Raw genomic sequence first — 16234 nt, 5'->3', positions numbered from 1 at the left:
ACCCCGGTGAGGGTGACGTTGCCGGTGTTGGTGGAGGTGAAGGTGTAGGTGATCGTGTCCCCGACCGTCGCCGGGTTCTTCACCGCGGACGCGTTCGCGGTCTTGATCAGGTTCAGGGTGGGGTTCGCCACCAGCGGGGTGTCGGTCGCGGCCGGGGGCGGGGTGACCGTGGTCCCGTCCGGGGTCTTCCCGGAGGTGGTGGCCTGGTTGTTCACCTCACCGGCGTCCAGGTCGGCCTGGGTGAGCCGGTAGGTCGCGGTCGCGGTGACCTTCTCCTTCGGCTGCAGGGTGCCCGGGGTGCCCGGCCAGGTGTAGGTCAGCGCGGACAGGCCCGGCTTGGGGTCGGTGATGGTGACCCCGGTCATCGTGACATTGCCGGTGTTCTCTGTGACGAACGTGTAGGTGATCACATCGCCGACCGCGGCCGGGATCTTCACCTGGGAGTTGTTGACGCCCTTGGTCAACGACAGGCCCGGACCCTGAGTCAACGGGGTGTCCGTGGTCGCCGGCGGCGGGGTCACCGGAGGACCGGTCGGCGGGTTCCCGGAGCTGGTGGCCGTGTTGGACACCATGCCCACATTCAGGTCCGCCTGCGTGAGCACATACTGCGCCTGCGCGATCACCTCCTGCGACGGCTGCAACACTCCCGCCACGCCGGGCCAGGTGTAGACCAGGTTCGACAGACCCGGCTTCGGATCGGTGATCGTCACCCCGGTCAACGTCGTGTTCCCGGTGTTCTTCGCCTTCATCACGTAGGTGATCACATCGCCCACCTTCGCCGGCGAGGACACCCCCGAACTCACCGCATCCTTCGTGAACGTCAGATCCGGACCCTGCGTCAGCGGGACCTGGGCGTTCGCGGGGGTGGACGTCACGGCGACGCCGTTCGGCATGTTGCCGGTGGAGGTCGCGGTGTTCGGCACGAGTCCGTTGTCGATGTCGGCCTGCGTCAGCTTGTACGTTGCCGTCGCCGTCACGGTCTCGCCTACGAGCAGGCGGCCCGGAGACGCCGGCGTCGGCCAGGTGTAGGTGAGCGCGGACAGGCCCGCGTGCGGGTCATTGATCGTGACGCCCGTCAACGTGTTGCCGCCGGTGTTCTTCGCCGAGAAGTTGTACGTGATGGTGTCGCCGACCTTCGCCGGCTTCGCCACCGCTGCATCGTCAGCGGTCTTGGTGACGGAGATCGTTCCGACCGACGACGTGGCCGTGCAGTTCACGTCTGGTCCGGCCGCACAGTTGCTGCCCACCGTGGTCGAGACGACCACGTTGTCGAGCTTGCGATCGCCGCCCGCTGTCGCGGCGTTAGCGGTCACCGAGTAGGTGATGGTGGCGGTCGCACCCGCCGCAAGGCCGCCCGACCATGCGAGGTTCGGGGCGGTGTAGTTGATCGAGCCCTGCGAAGCGGTCTGGTCGTTGTTGTAGGTGGACTCCTTCAGCGTGTCCGTCAGGTCGTCCGTGAACGAAGCGCTGTTGTACGCCTGGGTGCCCGTGTTCTTCACGGTGATCGTGTAGGTGATCTTGTCCCCCGGTTTCGCGTACGGGGTGGAGACGGACTTCTTGATCGCCAGGGAACACTGCGACGGGTCGGCTTTCACCGTGAACTCAGTCGGACCCGAGGAGTTGCCACCGGGGGCGTCGCTGCCGGCCGCGGAGGTGGTGACCGCCTTGGCGATGTTTGAGAGGGTGACCGGAGTTGCCGCGTCGCACGAGACCGGCGGAGCCGTGGTCTGAAAGCAGAGCTGAGGAGCGTCGCCGGACCAGTTGAGCTTGATCTGGCCGTTCACGACGCCGGACGGGTCGTTGACGCCGTTCACCGTGACGGAGGCTGTGATCGAGGTGACCGTGGTGGGGATGGTCGCGAGATTGAGCGTGCCCCCCGGTGCCAGGGTCACGTTGTTGAAGCCGCTGATGATGTTGTTGCTCTGGTCACGCAAAGTGACCGACGAGTTGGTGTAGGTGCCCGCCACCATGCCCGGCAGGGTGAGAGTTGTCCAGCCGCGGAAGCTCGATGATCCCGTGCCGCAGTAGTAGGCGGGCGGATTGACCGTGATGGTGCTCGGTCCGGTGACTCCGACGCAACCGCCGCCGGTAATCGCGTTGAAGAAGGTGATCTGACCGGAGTCGCCGGTCGCGACGAGACAGTTCGGAGCGACGTCATACGCCGTGCGCGTCGTGTAGTTGGCCCGGTTCTGCGGCGGAGTGAAGCCTGCGCACGCCGGAACAGCGCCCGTGCCGCTCCAGAGGGAGAAGTCGCGACACGTGACGTTGTTCGTTGCCGCCGTGTACACCTTGGCGCCTTGTTGGAACCCCTCACCCATGAGGAACGTGAAGTTCGCCCCCGTGCCGGTGTACGGATTCGCCCTGGGACTTCCGGTGACGTCCCAGCACGCGGAGGCGCCCCCATTGGCTGTGCTGGCCATGGCACAGACACCCTGCTGGGCGCCGGTCGTCTCCAGAATCGGCGCGTACACGACGGCGCCCGCAGTCGCGAGACCCGGGGCCACGACAGGCCAGTTGCCGGAACACACGTTCCACGTAATCGTGCTGTAACAATAGGTGCGGTTGGACGTGCCGGCGACCGGAGAAATCGGCGCAGTAACGAAGATTCTATTGCCGAATACTGCGGTCGTGAGGTTGATGTTGCTGACGGCAACGGCGTTGGGCAGCAGGACGCTGTTCTGCAGAGTTCCGGTCGGCGTGATCTGAAGGAGGCGCACACCGCTCGCCGTCATGACGGACGCGTACGTGAACCCGTTGTAGAAGAGCCCGGTGCCACTGATCATGGCGCCGATGGTCCCGTTGATGTCCGGTGCCGTGAACAGACCCCGGAATCCACAGCTCGTCGGGGTCGTCGTGGACAGATCGAGACACGCCACGCCCACCTGGCCGGTCGAGCTACCGGGCGTGCCGGTGCCCGCGTACCAGTACATCTTGTTCGCGTCGATCCACATACCATTCTGGCTGGCGGAGAACCCGACGAAGTCGGTGCCCGTACCGATCGCCTGGCCGACCGTCGAGGACCAGTACTGGTTGTTCGCGTTCGTGGGCCAGCCGGGGCAGGTCGTGCCGTCGGTCTTCGCGCAATAGACGATCGGCCCGGTGCGGTGGTGATACACGTTGTAGGTCAGGCCATTGCGCGAGAGCGTCATGTAAGCGTCACCGGACGCCGTCGTCAGGATGTTCGAGGTCGGGCTCGGGAACTTCGCCGACACCTGGGCAGTGCCCTGCGGCACCACCGTCCCGGTGTAGCCGAGACCGTTGGCGTTCGACGGGGGCGTGCCGGGCGCCCAGCTGACGCCGCCGTCTGTGGAGTACTGGGGCTTGATCTCGCCCGCGGCGTTCTGGTTGGGCGGGAGCTGCAGCGACCCGGGGACGTACGTGCCGGAGCTGGTGATCGTGTCTCTGAGGTCGACGGAGCCGTTCTCACCCGTGTTGTTCTGGTAGCTGACGACCCACTTGAGGTTGTCGCCGGGCTTCGCCGTGCCGGTCGCCGCGCCGCCCGGGGCGTCGGAGGAGCGCGCCACGGAGCCGTTCGTCGTGTTGGTCGCCGTCTTGAAGATGGTGGAGACGGCGGTGGTCGCGGCGTTCGAGTAGTACTGCGGGAGGATCAGGGTGCCGACGAGCGCGCCGACGGCGACGCACGCCGCGACGAACATGCCGAGGCTCCAGCGGCGAGCCAGCTTGACCCGGCGGGAACGGCTTCGGATTTGACGCGTCATGGTCAGCACTCCCCCACTCGCGCCCAGTCGCTGCACAGGGGGGACCAGCCGACCAGGGGTCGGTCGGTGAGCACGTGTGTCGTCACGAGTGAGCGCTTCAAAATGTTCCTCAACGTTCAGCGATCGCAGCGCCTCCGACGAGTCGGACAAGCGCCGCTTTCACGAGCGAATGCGTTCGGGGACCAGGTGTCCTCACTTATGAGGACGATGGTTCCGGTGTTCTATTACGCGACGACGGCCAGGTTTTTATTACCGAACTATCACCACGTCGAGAACGGGCCCGAAAGACACCTGTCGAAGAAAAACACCTGATCAGGCAAAAGAAATGCAAAGCAGACAGCACGCGGGAAGGGAGGCGCCGGCGGGTTCGCGGGCACCCGAAGCCAGGCGAACCCACCGGTCTTCATCTCGGGGCGGCGGATGGGAGACGCCGACGCGGGAGATGGCCCCGGACCGATCACACCAGGCGGCCGCCGACAAAGAAAGACAGCTGACGCAGAAAAGTCCGCGCCGCCGCACGACGAGGTGCGACGGCGCGGGCCGTCAGAACGTAAAGAGCAGGACTACAGGCGGCGCCAGTCGTCCGAAGTCAGGTGCGACCCGGCCTGCGGGCCCATCTGCAGCATCCCGCCGTCGACCGCCCAGGATGCGCCGGTGACGTACGAGGCCGCCGGCGAAGCGAGGAACGCGATGACCGCGGCGATCTCGCGCGCGTCTCCCGGACGCCCAAGCGGGATGCCGGGGCGGTGGACCTCGCGCGGGTCCTCATCCTCTGGGTCGTTCATCGGCGTCGAGATCTCGCCGGGCGCGACGGCGTTCGCGGTGATGCCGTACTCGCCGAGCTCCAGCGCGAGGGTCTTCAGGAGGCCGCCGAGCCCGTGCTTGGCGGCGTCGTACGCGGCGGATCCGACCCGCGGCTGGTGCTCGTGGACGCTGGTGACGCCGATGATGCGGCCACCGCGTCCCGCATCCACCATCCGCCGGGCCATGCGCTGGATGCAGACGAACGCGCCGTCGAGGTCGGCGCAGACGGTCTTCCGCCAGGTCTCCCAGTCGGTCTCGAAGAACCGGGTGCCGCCGTTGAGGCCGGCATTGTTGACGAAGACGTCGCAGCCGCCGAGCTCGTCGGCCATGCGGTCGACGACGTCGCCGCAGGCGGGGGCGTCGGTGGTGTCGAGTTGCGCGACGACGGCACGGCGGCCGGTCTCGCGGACGAGGCGCGCGGTCTCCTCCGCGCCCTCCTCGTCGGAGTGCCAGGTGATGCCGACGTCCATGCCGGCCTGGGCGAGGGCGACCGCGGTCGCTCGGCCGATGCCGGAGTCGGAGCCGGTGACGATGGCGGTGCGCGGGTCGGTGAGTTCCGGATACGAGTGATCAGCCATGCCCGGAACGGTGCACCCCATGCCGGGCGTGCGCAAGGGGTGGTAATCGTGGAGCCATGACGATCTCCGCTGTGCTCTTCGACGTCGACGGGACCCTGGTCGACTCCAACTTCCTGCACGTCGACGCGTGGAGCCGCGCGTTCGCCGACATGGGGACGCCCGTCGACTCGTGGCGCATCCACCGGGCCATCGGGCAGGACTCCGCCCGGCTGCTGGAGGGGCTGGTCGGTGACCGCGACGACGACTGGGTCACGCGGGCGAAGGACCTGCACTCGCGGTACTACCGCGAGCAGGCCGGGCGGCTGCGGGCGTTCGAGCACGCGGGCGACCTGCTGCGGGGGCTGTCGTCGCGCGGGATCCGGGTGGTGCTCGCGACCTCCGCGCCGACGGACGAGCTGGAACTGCTGATGGATGCGCTGGATGCGGAGGACGCCATCCACGCGACGACGAACGCCGACGATGTGGCGACGGCCAAGCCCGAGCCCGGGATCATCGAGGTCGCGCTGGAACGCGCGGGATGCGCGCCCTCCGACGCGCTCTTCATCGGCGACTCGACGTGGGACATGATGGCCGCGGCGCGCGCGCACGTCCGCGCGGCGGGCGTGCTGTCCGGCGGGGTGGGGCCTTCCGAGCTGCTGGAGGCCGGAGCGGTGTCGGTGTTCGACGACCCGGCCGACCTACTCGACCGCATCGACGGCGTTCTCAGCGGTCGACGGTCCGCCTGAAAGCCGCTGGGCCTGCGGCGAGCGCGCGCTCCGCAGCCGCCGCTCACGACATCCCTCTTGCCAAGCGCGGGCGCTGGGCGTTCGATAGGTGCCGACGAGTCCGACGAGAGGAGTCGCCATGTCGGCGAGCGAGCTCGAGATGTCCAGCGTGCGGTACCCGTACCGGGGCCGCATCTTCCACGTGGAGAAGAAGACGGCGGGGGTGTGGGTCGTCCTCGACGAATCGCACGCCGAACTGGGGACCCTGGTCCGCGTCGCCGTCGAAGGGGAGGAGCACGAGCCGGTGTTCGGCGCCGTGCCCCCGGGCTACACGGAGACGCTGCACGAAGGATCCGACTGGAAGATGCTCGTCGCATCCCTCATCAACGAGTCGCTGGACGCGGAGACGGCCGCGACAGGCAACCAGGGAGAGGCATGACGGTACGTCTCAACAAGAAGGCGCTGGAGCACGCCAGGAAGCTGGTCGAGCAGGGCAAGGTCGTGCACGACGAGCGCGACGACTGGAGTGAGCATGCCCCCAGCGCCGACGAGGAGAACCGCTACATCGAGAAGAACGGCTGGGACGACTACGCGCTCTGGCACCTCGGCGAGGATCCGGACAAGAGCGAGGAGACCAAGGGCCGCTTCAGCTTCCCGTACGGCGACTTCACGAAGGTGCACCGCTGCGCGGTGATCTCGCTGGAGAGCCGCGCCGCACAGAACGACCACGACGACATCGCCCGTGAGACCAAGCGCCTGCTCGAGCTGATCGACGGGGAGTAGCCGCCCGACGGGCTACGATTGCCCGGATGAACGCGACGCTGCGCACGACACTCGGCTGGGTCTCCGCCGTGACGCTCAACGTCGGCGCGCTGCTCTTCGTCGTCGGCCTGCTGCTGCCCCGGACCGGCGGGGACGCCCCGGTGCTCGGCGTGGGCGTGGGGATGTGCGTGGTCGGGCTCCTCGCGGGCGCCTGCTGGCTGGCCGGGCGGCCGCACGTGTGAGCTGCGCTGCTGCCCGCTGACTGCCGTGCCCGGACAGCGAGCAGCCCCGCCCTGGGATGAAGAGGGCGGGGCCGGTCGGGTACCGGCGTCACGCCGGTGGCTGGATGCGGCGGATCAGTCCGGGGGCTCGACGTGCCCCACGAGGTCCGGGTTGGACGGCTGGTCGGCCGGATCGAAGTCGGCGGGCGGGGGCTCGGCCTGGTCGGTGCCGCTGTCGGCGGCCGTCACATCCTCTGCACCTTCCGGTGCGACTCCCGTCTCGTGCGGTTCGGAGACGTCTCCGGACTGGCCGGGCTCCGTCTCAGCGGGCTCGGCGGCCTGGGCGTCGCGGTCGGCGTCGGCGCCCTGACCCTGCTCGAAGCGTTCGGGCTTGTCCTCGGCCGGAACGCCCTCGGCGTCCGTGTTCGGCAGTCCGCTGGTGTCGCTCATGCTTCGCTCCTTCCCGGGCGCCTCACGGCTTGCCCTCTTCGCTGTACGAGGTGGCGGAGGTCCCGTCCTCCGGTTCGGCGCGGGCGTCGTCGAGATCCGGGATGACCTCCTGGATCACGTCCCTGTCCGCGGAGGGCGCGGCGACACCGCCGTCGTCGCCCTCGAGATCGCCGGCCAGCCCGTTGGTCGGGTCGTGGCCGGTGATCGGCTCATGTGCATCGCGCGAATCGGTCATGGGCCCCACGAAACGCCGCGCCCCCGCCGCCCGCAAGGGGGCTTACCCGCGCCCGCCTCCCGGCGTACCGTGCACCCCCGCTCCCGCGCCCCCTCGCCAACAGCTCCGGAGTTTTTCCGCGTTTCGCGGTCGAAAAGGGCGAAAAACTCAGGAGCTGTTGGATGGGGAGCCGAGTGAGGCGGGCGGGGCGGGAGCGTCGAGGCGGGCGATGAGGTCGAGGAGCGCCACGCGGTACTGCGGCGCCGACTGGTAGTCGGGATGCGTCGCGACCTTCACGAGGTAGCGCGGCGGACCGAACTCGTCGGCTCCCCGGTCGATGTCGTCCGGGCGGCGGTCTTCGAGGCGGTAGCTGTTGACCGGGAAGCCCAGGTAGTCGGTCCGGCGCCACAGGTTGATCCAGGCGACCGAGCCGTCCTCCTGCCTCAGCAGCTCGACGAGTGACGGGTCGGATGCGCCGGATGCGCCCACGACGACCGGGTCGCCGTCCTGATCACGCTCCACCTGGGTGAACCACGGGTCGGCCTTGCCGAGGAGCGGACGCCGCGAGCCGAGAGTGCCGAGGGCATCCGGTCCGAACAGCTCGGGGAAGAACCGTCCGAAGTAGACCCGCAGTTGCGACCCGTAGGTGAGCAGCGCGACGTTGCGCAGCCGGTCGGCGTCGTCCGGTCGCAGGGTGAACAGCGTCGAGACCGCGAGCACGGCGCCCAGGCTGTGCGCCGAGAGGACCACGCTGAACGGGCGCTTCTCGCCGAGCGCGACCTCCTCCTGCTCGTCGCGCCAGCGGAGTCGTTCGGCCAGCGTGAGCCCTTCCGGCGGCTCCAGGTCGTGCGTCAGCCAGTCGGCGACACGGTCGCGCAGCTCGGGGACGACGCGCTCCGCGTAGCAGGGGGGACCGAACGGATGGCCCGCCCGCGGAAGGAAGCACATGAGGTCCCACATGATGCTGATGGGGCGTTCCTTGGCGGTCAGCGCGTTCTCCACCACCACGGCGAGGATGGCGGCGGCGATGACCGCGAGGGCCGGACCGACGAGCGCGTCGATCCAGCGGAAGACGACCGAGTACGAGACGGCGAGCGCCACGACGAAGCCGACGGCGAGCAGCGCGGCGAGGATTCCGAGGATGGGCTCGCCCCGGTGCACCAGCGCGGCCAGTCGCCGTGCACGCAGGATCTTCAGCGCCAGGCGGTCGGCCGTCGTGCTCGCGGCGATGCGCCCGTCGCGGTACGCATCCACCTGCTCCAGCAGCGGGCGACGGCCGTCGCGCGTGCGGGGTGTCGTCAGCAGGGGCACCCAGCGCAGGACCGCGGCGGCGACGCCGATCCCGACGAGGGCGAGCGCGATGGCGATGAACGGGAGCACGTCGCCGAAGTTGTGGTAGACGATCGGCGGTCTCAGCACCGCGTGCGGCGGGGTCGCACAGCCGCACGGCGGCGACCCGCTGACCAGCCAGCCCTGCACCCCGAGCACGAGCAGGGTGGAGAGGATCATCGCGGCGCCCAGCGACCACAACATGACGACGCCCGGACCCATGCCCGCCCAGCCTTCGGCCCGGAACCGCTCCGGCGGGCCGGCCCGGCGGCCGCTCGGGAAGTACGGCCATCGCCAGACGAGGATCAGCTGCGCGAGGGTCAGCACGGCCGCGATGGCGAACAGGGGCAAACGAAGCGGACCCGGCGCGGCGTTCTGCGTCGGCGGATTCTGCGCGACACCGGCGAGGAAGGTCAGCCCGGCACCGGTCATCAGGGCGATCGACAGCCAGTGCGGCACCCCGCGCCGCCATCCCAGCGCCGAGATGCAGATGGCGAGCAGCACGCCGAGGATGATGGATGGCGCGGTCGCGAGCCCGAGGAACGCCCCCGACGGCGGCGCCGCATACTCGCCGCCGAACCACAGGGTTGCGCCGACGTAGAGGTAGACGAGGACGGACACCACCAGCACCCAGGCTGTGACCGTGCCGGTGCGGCGGAGGCGGTCGCGCAGGAACTCGTCGACCGAGGTATCGCCGGCATCCCCCGTGCTCGTCGTCTCGGCGAACACCCCGACCAGGATGATGGTGACCGTCAGCCCTGCCGCCGCGATGATCCCGCCGCTGAGGGCGAGAACGTCCCGCGATCCGAACGCGGCACTGAGGCACTCGCCCGACACGAAGGTCTGCAGCTTCACGCACGCGGCAGCGCCGGCGAACATGCGGTCCCAGGCGAGCAGCAGGGCGACGAGCAGGAAGGCGGCCGCCAGGTGCAGGCGTTCGGTCGGGGAGCCGACGCGCGCCGTACGCCAGAAGCCCTCCGACGCGAGCGGACGCAGCCGGCCGCTGCGCCGGACACCGCGCCCGCCCATCCGGTCGGCCGCGTCGAAGATCGCCGCTTCGTAGCGCGCCCTGGCCCGGCGCGACACCAGGAACAGGAGCAGGACGCCCGCGATCGGCACCAGCGAGAGTAGCGACAGCTGCGGACCGCGCCAGCTCAGCGGCGCGTTCGCGAAGAAGCCGGTGACCGCCTCCGGAAGCGCGGTGCACGCCGTGCCCGTCACACACTGCACGCCCAGGTCGAGGCTCACGGAGCCGAGGGCGCAGACGTAGAGCAGGGTCAGTCCGAGCGCGAAGATGCGGAGGGACGCGCCGCCGACCCCGGCATCCCACTCGCCGCCCGGCCGCTGGGTCGGGATGCGCCGGGTCCAGTACGCCGAGTTCGCCAGGCCGAACGGGGCCAGCAGCAGCCAGGCGAGCTGGACGAAGAGCTGCCCGATGAACAGCAGCGGGCCGGAGCCGTACCGGGCCAGCCGGCCCCACGAGTACGCCTCGGTACGCACGTCGGGCGGCGGAACGGCCGGGTCGATCGTTCCGGGCGCGTCATCGGGATCGCGGTCGGGCTCATCCTGTTTCGGCGCCCACCAGAACCCGCCGTTCTCGTCGCCCTGCGTCTGCCGCAGCTCGCTCTGCTCGCGCCCGAGCATCTCCGTCGGCGGGGTGTTCTTGATGCCGTGGATGCGCAACTCGAGCACATGATGGGGCCAGTCGTGGGGCCGCGCCTCGTCGCTCATCCCTCCGCCGATCGTCCGGGTGACGCGCGCAGACTACTCTCAGCCGGACTCGGACGGCTACAGCGACGTTGCGCACACCGCACCTGTAGCCGTGCGCGACGGCACGGCGTAATGTCCCTGCTATGAGCAACCCAGAGCAGCCGACCGGCGACGCACGCGAGAACCTCGAGGGCAGCTACACCGAGGTCGACGGCGAGGCGCCGCACGAGCGCACGGTCCACGGTCAGTACACCGAGACCGAGGAGAACCCCGGCCCCGACCCCGCGGTCGAGGGTACGTACACGGATGCGGACGAGGCCGCCGACGCCCCCGAAGGCGAATACACCGACGGGGACTACGACGAGCCCTGAACCTCGCTGACCCCGTCGGATCCACTCGGGCGGGATCCGCGCGGGTCAACCGCGATCAGGTCAGGCGATCAAGCCGGACAGAGCCGTCAGGACAGGCGCTTGCGCGCCTTCTGAGCCTGCGCCGCGGCCTTCTTACGCGCCTTCTTCACATCGGGCGCGTTCCAGAACGAGGTGACGGCCTCGGTGATCTGCTCGTAGCGTTCGCGCCCGGCGCGGGCTCCGAGCAGGTACGCGACGGCCACGACGACAAGGATGAGAACGGTCTTCAGGCGCATGCCCCGACGCTAGCCCTCAGGCTGTCGTCTGGGAAGGGCCGTAGACGAGCCTGTGCAGAAGGGCATGCAGGGGGCCCGACAGGAACAGCAGGAACAGCCAGAACAGGTTGATGCTCGGGAACAGCACGGCGAGCACGAGGGCGACGGCCATGATGCTCGCCTCGGCGATCCCGTTGGTGCGGTCGATCTGCGCCCGCGCCTCCTCGGTGAGCAGCTCCGGGTTGCGGTACAGCACCTCGGCGATCAGCCGGGTCGCGATCGTCGCGACGAGCATGTCGCCGATGTAGAGCGCATAGACCTCCGCGCGCTGCCCGTCGGACTCGGCGAGCACGTTGGCGCTGAACGGGATCGCGACGATGGCGAGCAGCCAGAGGAAGTTGAACCAGATGACCCAGGAGTTGTAGTCGCGCACGCTCTCGAACATGCGGTGATGGACGACCCAGAAGCGCGCGATGACGGCGAACGAGATGACGAAAGCGAAGATCTCCCAGCCGTTCTCGGCGAGGAAGTCGCCGAACGACTTGCCGCCCAGCTTCGAGGCCTGATCGACGAGCGGAAGGATCAGCAAGGTGATCGCGATCGCGACCGTCGCGTCGGAGAAGTTCACGAGCCGGTCGAGCCCGCGCTCCGTCCTGATCACCGCCATGCGGACATTCTGCCGCAGAGGTCAGTCGCGAGCCCTCTGCTCCGGCGCGCGGCGGAGGATGCGCGTCAGCCGGTCGTGATCCACTCCGGTCGCAGACGCTCCACTCCGTCGAGGAGGAGGTCGAGGCCGGTGAGGAACTCCTCGTCGTAGTCGTACCCGGCGCGGGCGAGCTCGGAGACCACTTCGAGCAGGTGCGGGAACTGCTGCGCCAGCTCCGGAGGGGTGGCGTCGAGCTTGGCAGCGGCCGCCTCCCCCGACTCCTCAGGGGTGCCGAATGGGAGCGTCTTCTCCTGCAGCGCGAAGCCGTACACGTAGGCGTCGAGGGCCGACGTGACGTGCACCGTCGTGCGGAATGTGAAGCCGGCGGTGCGCAGGCAGCCCATCATCGCGTTGTGCTGGCTGAGGTTGGCCGGGCCCGGACGCATCCGGGCCTCCAGGAGTCCGACGGCCCAGCGGTGCCGCATCAGGGCATCGCGCAGGGAGATGGAGCGGCGGCGCATCGCCTCGCGCCAGCCGAGTTCGGGCGAGGGAGCCTCGACCTCCGCCCACACGGTGTCGACCATGCCGTCGAGCAGGTCGTCCTTGTTGGCGACGTGCTTGTACAGCGCCATTGGTACCACGCCGAGGCGCTGAGCAAGCTCGCGCATGCTGAGGCCGTCGAGTCCCTCGCGATCGGCCAGCTCGACGGCCGCCTCGATCACCCGTGCGGTGCTCAGCGTCTGCCTGGCTGCCGCGACGTCTCTTGACATGGTGTACAGCGTACGCCTAGCCTGATCGCGATGAAGGTGTACGCCGTACACCTCGCCTTCCGAGAGGACATCATGGACCCGGATCGTCGCCGCTCGCTCCTCGCGGGCGTGCTCTTCCTGCTCACCTTCGCCACCTCCATCCCCGGCGCTCTGCTGTACGGGCCGGTGCTGAGCGATCCGCGCTTCGTGCTCGGCTCGGGATCGGCCACGCCGGTTCTCGCGGGCGCCCTGCTCGAGATCGCGCTGGTCATCGCCAACCTTGGCACGGCTCTCGTGCTCTATCCGGTGCTCCGGCGGACCAGCCCCTCGCTGGCGCTCGGCTACGTCGTCGCCCGGGTGATGGAGTCGACGCTGATCGCCGTCGGGATCCTCAGCCTGCTCTCCGTCGTGACGCTGCGGGAGACCGACGGAGGCGCTGCGGGCTCGGCCGTCGTCGTGGCGCACGCGCTCGGCGCCCTGCACGGCTGGACGTTCCTGCTCGGCCCCGGCTTCGTCGTCGGCATCGGAAACGGCCTGATGCTCGGCTGGATGCTGCACCGGGCCGGACTCGTGCCGCGCGGCTGGGCGTGGTTCGGCATGATCGGCGGGCCGTTGGTGTCACTGTCCGGCATCGCCGTGCTGTTCGGCGTCTGGGATCAGGTCTCAGCGTGGTCGGCCGTGCTCACGCTGCCGGAGGTCGTGTGGGAGCTGTTCCTCGGCATCTACCTGACCGTCCACGGGTTCCACCGGCGGTCCGCCCAGGCAGCGCCGGGGTCGACGGTCAGAGTCCCAGCGACTTCTTGATCAGCGCCTCGGCGTCGTCGGTGCCGGCGGCGCGCTCGGTCGCCTCCTGGTTGGCCTCGGTCACGGCCTTGACGACCTCGTCGCGCTGGATGCGGATGCCGCGCGGCGCGTCGATGCCGATCCGCACGCCGTCACCACGCGCTTCGAGGATCGTCACGACGATGTCGTCGCCGATGAGCACCCGCTCCCCCGCCTTGCGCGTCAATACCAGCATCGGTCCAGCCTATCCGCCGGGCGGCGCGTCCAGCCAGAGCACCGGCAGGCCGAGCCGGTGCACGTCGTCCGGCGTCGAGGTGAAGGATGCGCCGGTCGCGGCCACCGCGTCCACGGCGAGCACCGCATCCACCGCCCGGACCCAGGTGCTCGTGTCGCCGAACGTGCGCGAGACGTCGACGGCTACCCAGACCTGGTCGGGGGCGATGCCGGCCAGGTCGGCGGCGAGCGTGGGCACGGTGGCGGGGCCGGCGAGCGGGAACGCGGCCACGACGGGGATGTCGCGGCGCACACCGTCTGCACGCGCGGCCAGCGCGTCGCGGCGGTCGGCGAGGTGCTGCACCTCGGCGCCTGCGTCGGCGGAGGCGGCGAGGACGCGGGCGGCGGCCTCCGCGTCCGCCCCGAGCCCGACCACGAGGGTGAGGTCGCCGCGGCCGCGCAGGCGCGCCGGAGGCGGACCGGCCGGCACCACGTCGCCGAAGTGCACGTCGTGGCTGCTATCCGAGTCGTTTTCTCGCCACAACGTGCCCTTCGGCTCAGGGGCGGGCGGGGCGGGCGGGGCGAGGTCGGGCGCGTCGACGGCGCGCACGAGGTCGTCGAGGACCGCCTGGAACGCGAGCGACGACGTCGAGACGGCCGGGAGGACCTCGTCGTCGCCGCCGACCCACTCAGGCCGCGATCGACTCCGCACCGCGGACCACCCCCACCGTCTCGATGGCCGCCTGCACGGCGGTCACCTCCTGATAGGAGAGCACGGCGAGTCCGGCGATCTGGCCGGCGACGAGCCGCCGGATGGCCGGGCGCAGCGCGGGCGCGCAGACCAGGACCGCCGAGACGCCGGAGTCGTCGAGCCGCGCCGCGGTGTCGCGCACGGAGGCGAGGACCGCCTCCAGCCGCACAGGGTCGAGCACGATCTGCGTGCCGCCCTCCGACGGACGCAGGCCTTCGAGCATCGACTGCTCGAGCCCGGGGTCGATCATGATGACCCGCAGCGTCCCCTCGTCGAGGTGGGGAGCGACGACGGCCGGGCCGAGGGCGGCCCGGGCGGCCTCGACCAGTCCCTCCGGGTCGTTCGACACCTTCGCGCGCAGCGTCAGCGCCTCCAGGATGCGCGGCAGGTCGTTGATCGGCACCTGCTCGGCGAGCAGCCCCTGCAGCACGCGCTGCACTTCCGCCAGGGAGAGCAGAGCAGGGATGAGCTCCTCCACCGCGGGCGGGTTCACCTGTTTGACGCCCTCGGTGAGGAGACGCACATCCTCCCGGGTGAGAAGGCGTGCCGCGTTCGCCGTGATGATCGACGACAGGTGCGTGATGAGCACGGAGACGCGGTCGATGACCGTAGCGCCGCCCAGCTCGGCGCTGTGCCGCATCTCGGAGGGGATCCATTTTGCCGGGAGCCCGAACACCGGCTCGACGGTCGGCGTGCCCGGCAGGTTGTCGAGGGCGTCGCCGAGGGCGAGCACCCGGCCGGAGGGCGCCTGCCCGCGGCCGGCCTCCACGCCGGCGATCTTGATCACGTAGGTCGACGGCGGCAACTCGGCGCTGTCGCGGGTGCGGACCGGCGGGACGATGACGCCCAGTTCGAGCGCGATCTTGCGGCGCAGCGCCCGCACGCGCGCGAGCAGGTCGTCGGAGGCGCCGCTGACGATGTCGACGAGGTCGGGGGCGAGCGTGATCTCGAGGGCGTGGACCCGCATCTGCTCGATCAGGTCTTCCGTCGTCTCCGACTTGGTGGCCGTGGCGACGGCGTTCTGCGCCGCCTGCGCCTTCTTCGCCGCCGCCTGTGCGGTCTTGATCCGCTGCGACGCGAGGATGAGGAACGCGCCGACGAGCACGAACGGGATGGGCGGCATCCCGGGGATGAGCGCCATGACGATCGCGGCGCATCCCGCGATCATCAGGGCGTTGCGCGACTGGCTGAGCTGGTTGCTCGCCGTCGTGCCCATCTCGGACTCGGCGTTCGACCGGGTCACGATCATGCCCGTCGACACGGCCATGAGCAGCGCGGGGATCTGCGACACGAGACCGTCGCCGATGGTCAGCAGCGTGTAGGAGTTGACCGCGTCGCCGAGCTCCATGCCCCGCTGGATCATGCCGATCGCGATGCCGCCGACGACGTTGATGACGATGATGAGGATGCCCGCGATCGCGTCGCCCTTGACGAACTTCGATGCGCCGTCCATCGCGCCGTAGAAGTCCGCCTCGGCCGACACCTCCGCGCGCCGCGCCCGCGCCTGCTCCTCGGTGATGAGACCGGCGTTGAGGTCGGCGTCGATCGCCATCTGCTTGCCCGGCATGGCGTCGAGCGTGAAGCGGGCGCCCACCTCCGCCACGCGCTCCGCGCCCTTGGTGACGACGATGAACTGGATGACCACCAGGATGAGGAAGACCACGGCGCCGATGATGATCGACCCGCCGACCGCCACGTGCCCGAACGCCTGGATGACCTGACCGGCGAACCCGTCGCCCAGCACCAGGCGCGTGGAGGCGACATTGAGTCCGAGCCGGAACAGGGTCGCGACGAGCAGCAGCGACGGGAAGACGGAGAAGTCGAGCGGCTTCTTGACGAACATCGTCGTGAGCAGGATGACCAGCGCCAGCATGATGTTGACGATGATGAGCATGTCGAGGATCCACGACGGCACCGGGACGACGAGCAGCATGATGATGCCGACGACCCCGATCGGCACGGCGACCTTGGCGGCG

Annotated in this window: 17 protein-coding genes; 6 read left to right on the top strand and 11 right to left on the bottom strand. The window is 69.7% G+C overall.

Annotated features, from left to right (window positions below):
* Together H284_RS20520 and H284_RS20135 are read right to left on the bottom strand one after the other, a co-directional pair.
* Positions 1 to 3719: CLIPPER-2 domain-containing protein (locus tag H284_RS20520; RefSeq protein WP_155885459.1), on the bottom strand; the 3719-nt coding region annotated here is incomplete at its 3' end.
* A 563-nt stretch (positions 3720 to 4282) separates the two neighbouring features.
* Positions 4283 to 5101 (bottom strand): SDR family oxidoreductase, encoded by an 819-nt coding sequence (locus tag H284_RS20135; RefSeq protein WP_051092458.1) that lies wholly within the window; start codon positions 5099 to 5101, stop codon positions 4283 to 4285.
* Between the two features lie 56 nt (positions 5102 to 5157).
* Here H284_RS20135 and H284_RS0110980 point away from each other — a divergent pair, with 56 nt between their 5' ends.
* The 4 genes from H284_RS0110980 (at position 5158) to H284_RS0110965 (ending at position 6809) form a co-directional block, all read left to right on the top strand.
* A complete protein-coding gene (locus H284_RS0110980) occupies positions 5158 to 5826 on the top strand; it encodes an HAD family hydrolase (RefSeq protein ID WP_020076261.1) in 669 nt (222 codons plus the stop codon).
* 118 nt (positions 5827 to 5944) lie between these two features.
* The gene (locus tag H284_RS0110975) at positions 5945 to 6244 is read left to right on the top strand and encodes a hypothetical protein (RefSeq protein ID WP_018188929.1); all 300 of its coding nucleotides are present in this window, start codon (positions 5945 to 5947) and stop codon (positions 6242 to 6244) included.
* Entirely contained in the window at positions 6241 to 6588 is a 348-nt protein-coding gene (locus tag H284_RS0110970) for a hypothetical protein (protein WP_020076260.1), read from the top strand. Before H284_RS0110975 ends, H284_RS0110970 begins: the two co-directional genes overlap by 4 nt.
* 26 nt (positions 6589 to 6614) lie before the next feature.
* Positions 6615 to 6809: a hypothetical protein gene (locus H284_RS0110965; RefSeq protein WP_020076259.1), complete on the top strand. Its 195-nt coding sequence runs from the start codon at positions 6615 to 6617 to the stop codon at positions 6807 to 6809.
* Positions 6810 to 6923: 114 nt separating this feature from the next.
* Here the strand turns inward: H284_RS0110965 and H284_RS0110960 are convergent, their stop codons facing one another.
* The 3 genes from H284_RS0110960 to H284_RS0110950 form a co-directional block, all read right to left on the bottom strand.
* Complete coding sequence (locus H284_RS0110960; protein WP_020076258.1) at positions 6924 to 7238, bottom strand: hypothetical protein; 315 nt, start codon at positions 7236 to 7238, stop codon at positions 6924 to 6926.
* Between the two features lie 22 nt (positions 7239 to 7260).
* Positions 7261 to 7473 (bottom strand): hypothetical protein, encoded by a 213-nt coding sequence (locus H284_RS0110955; protein WP_020076257.1) that lies wholly within the window; start codon positions 7471 to 7473, stop codon positions 7261 to 7263.
* A 147-nt stretch (positions 7474 to 7620) separates the two neighbouring features.
* Complete coding sequence (locus tag H284_RS0110950; protein ID WP_020076256.1) at positions 7621 to 10512, bottom strand: hypothetical protein; 2892 nt, start codon at positions 10510 to 10512, stop codon at positions 7621 to 7623.
* A gap of 122 nt (positions 10513 to 10634) precedes the next feature.
* On the opposite strand from H284_RS0110950, the gene H284_RS0110945 reads away from it, so the two are divergent.
* Positions 10635 to 10862, top strand: a complete 228-nt coding sequence (locus H284_RS0110945; protein ID WP_018188935.1) for a hypothetical protein — start codon at positions 10635 to 10637, stop codon at positions 10860 to 10862.
* 86 nt (positions 10863 to 10948) lie between these two features.
* On the opposite strand, the gene H284_RS0110940 is transcribed toward H284_RS0110945, so the two are convergent.
* From H284_RS0110940 to H284_RS0110930, 3 genes are all read right to left on the bottom strand, one after another.
* Positions 10949 to 11137, bottom strand: a complete 189-nt coding sequence (locus H284_RS0110940; protein WP_018188936.1) for a hypothetical protein — start codon at positions 11135 to 11137, stop codon at positions 10949 to 10951.
* A 16-nt stretch (positions 11138 to 11153) separates the two neighbouring features.
* Complete coding sequence (locus H284_RS0110935; protein ID WP_020076255.1) at positions 11154 to 11783, bottom strand: TMEM175 family protein; 630 nt, start codon at positions 11781 to 11783, stop codon at positions 11154 to 11156.
* Positions 11784 to 11848: 65 nt separating this feature from the next.
* The gene (locus H284_RS0110930) at positions 11849 to 12532 is read right to left on the bottom strand and encodes a TetR/AcrR family transcriptional regulator C-terminal domain-containing protein (protein WP_231371161.1); all 684 of its coding nucleotides are present in this window, start codon (positions 12530 to 12532) and stop codon (positions 11849 to 11851) included.
* A gap of 30 nt (positions 12533 to 12562) precedes the next feature.
* Here H284_RS0110930 and H284_RS0110925 point away from each other — a divergent pair, with 30 nt between their 5' ends.
* Positions 12563 to 13315, top strand: a complete 753-nt coding sequence (locus H284_RS0110925; protein ID WP_020076254.1) for a DUF4386 domain-containing protein — start codon at positions 12563 to 12565, stop codon at positions 13313 to 13315.
* Here H284_RS0110925 and csrA read toward each other — a convergent pair.
* The 3 genes from csrA to H284_RS0110910 are packed head-to-tail and all read right to left on the bottom strand — an operon-like array spanning position 13293 to position 16191.
* Positions 13293 to 13529 (bottom strand): carbon storage regulator CsrA, encoded by a 237-nt coding sequence (gene csrA / locus H284_RS0110920; protein ID WP_018188940.1) that lies wholly within the window; start codon positions 13527 to 13529, stop codon positions 13293 to 13295. The two genes, H284_RS0110925 and csrA, sit on opposite strands and share 23 nt — an antisense overlap.
* A gap of 9 nt (positions 13530 to 13538) precedes the next feature.
* A complete protein-coding gene (locus H284_RS0110915; RefSeq protein ID WP_020076253.1) occupies positions 13539 to 14219 on the bottom strand; it encodes a hypothetical protein in 681 nt (226 codons plus the stop codon).
* Positions 14197 to 16191 (bottom strand): flagellar biosynthesis protein FlhA, encoded by a 1995-nt coding sequence (locus tag H284_RS0110910; protein ID WP_391508768.1) that lies wholly within the window; start codon positions 16189 to 16191, stop codon positions 14197 to 14199. Before H284_RS0110910 ends, H284_RS0110915 begins: the two co-directional genes overlap by 23 nt.
* Positions 16192 to 16234 lie beyond the last annotated feature (43 nt).

The organism is Cryocola sp. 340MFSha3.1 (assembly GCF_000383315.1).
In the GTDB taxonomy this organism is placed as follows: Bacteria; Actinomycetota; Actinomycetes; order Actinomycetales; family Microbacteriaceae; genus Leifsonia.
Note: the sequence above shows the minus strand (reverse complement) of the source record. Positions and strands in the feature narration are given on the sequence as shown.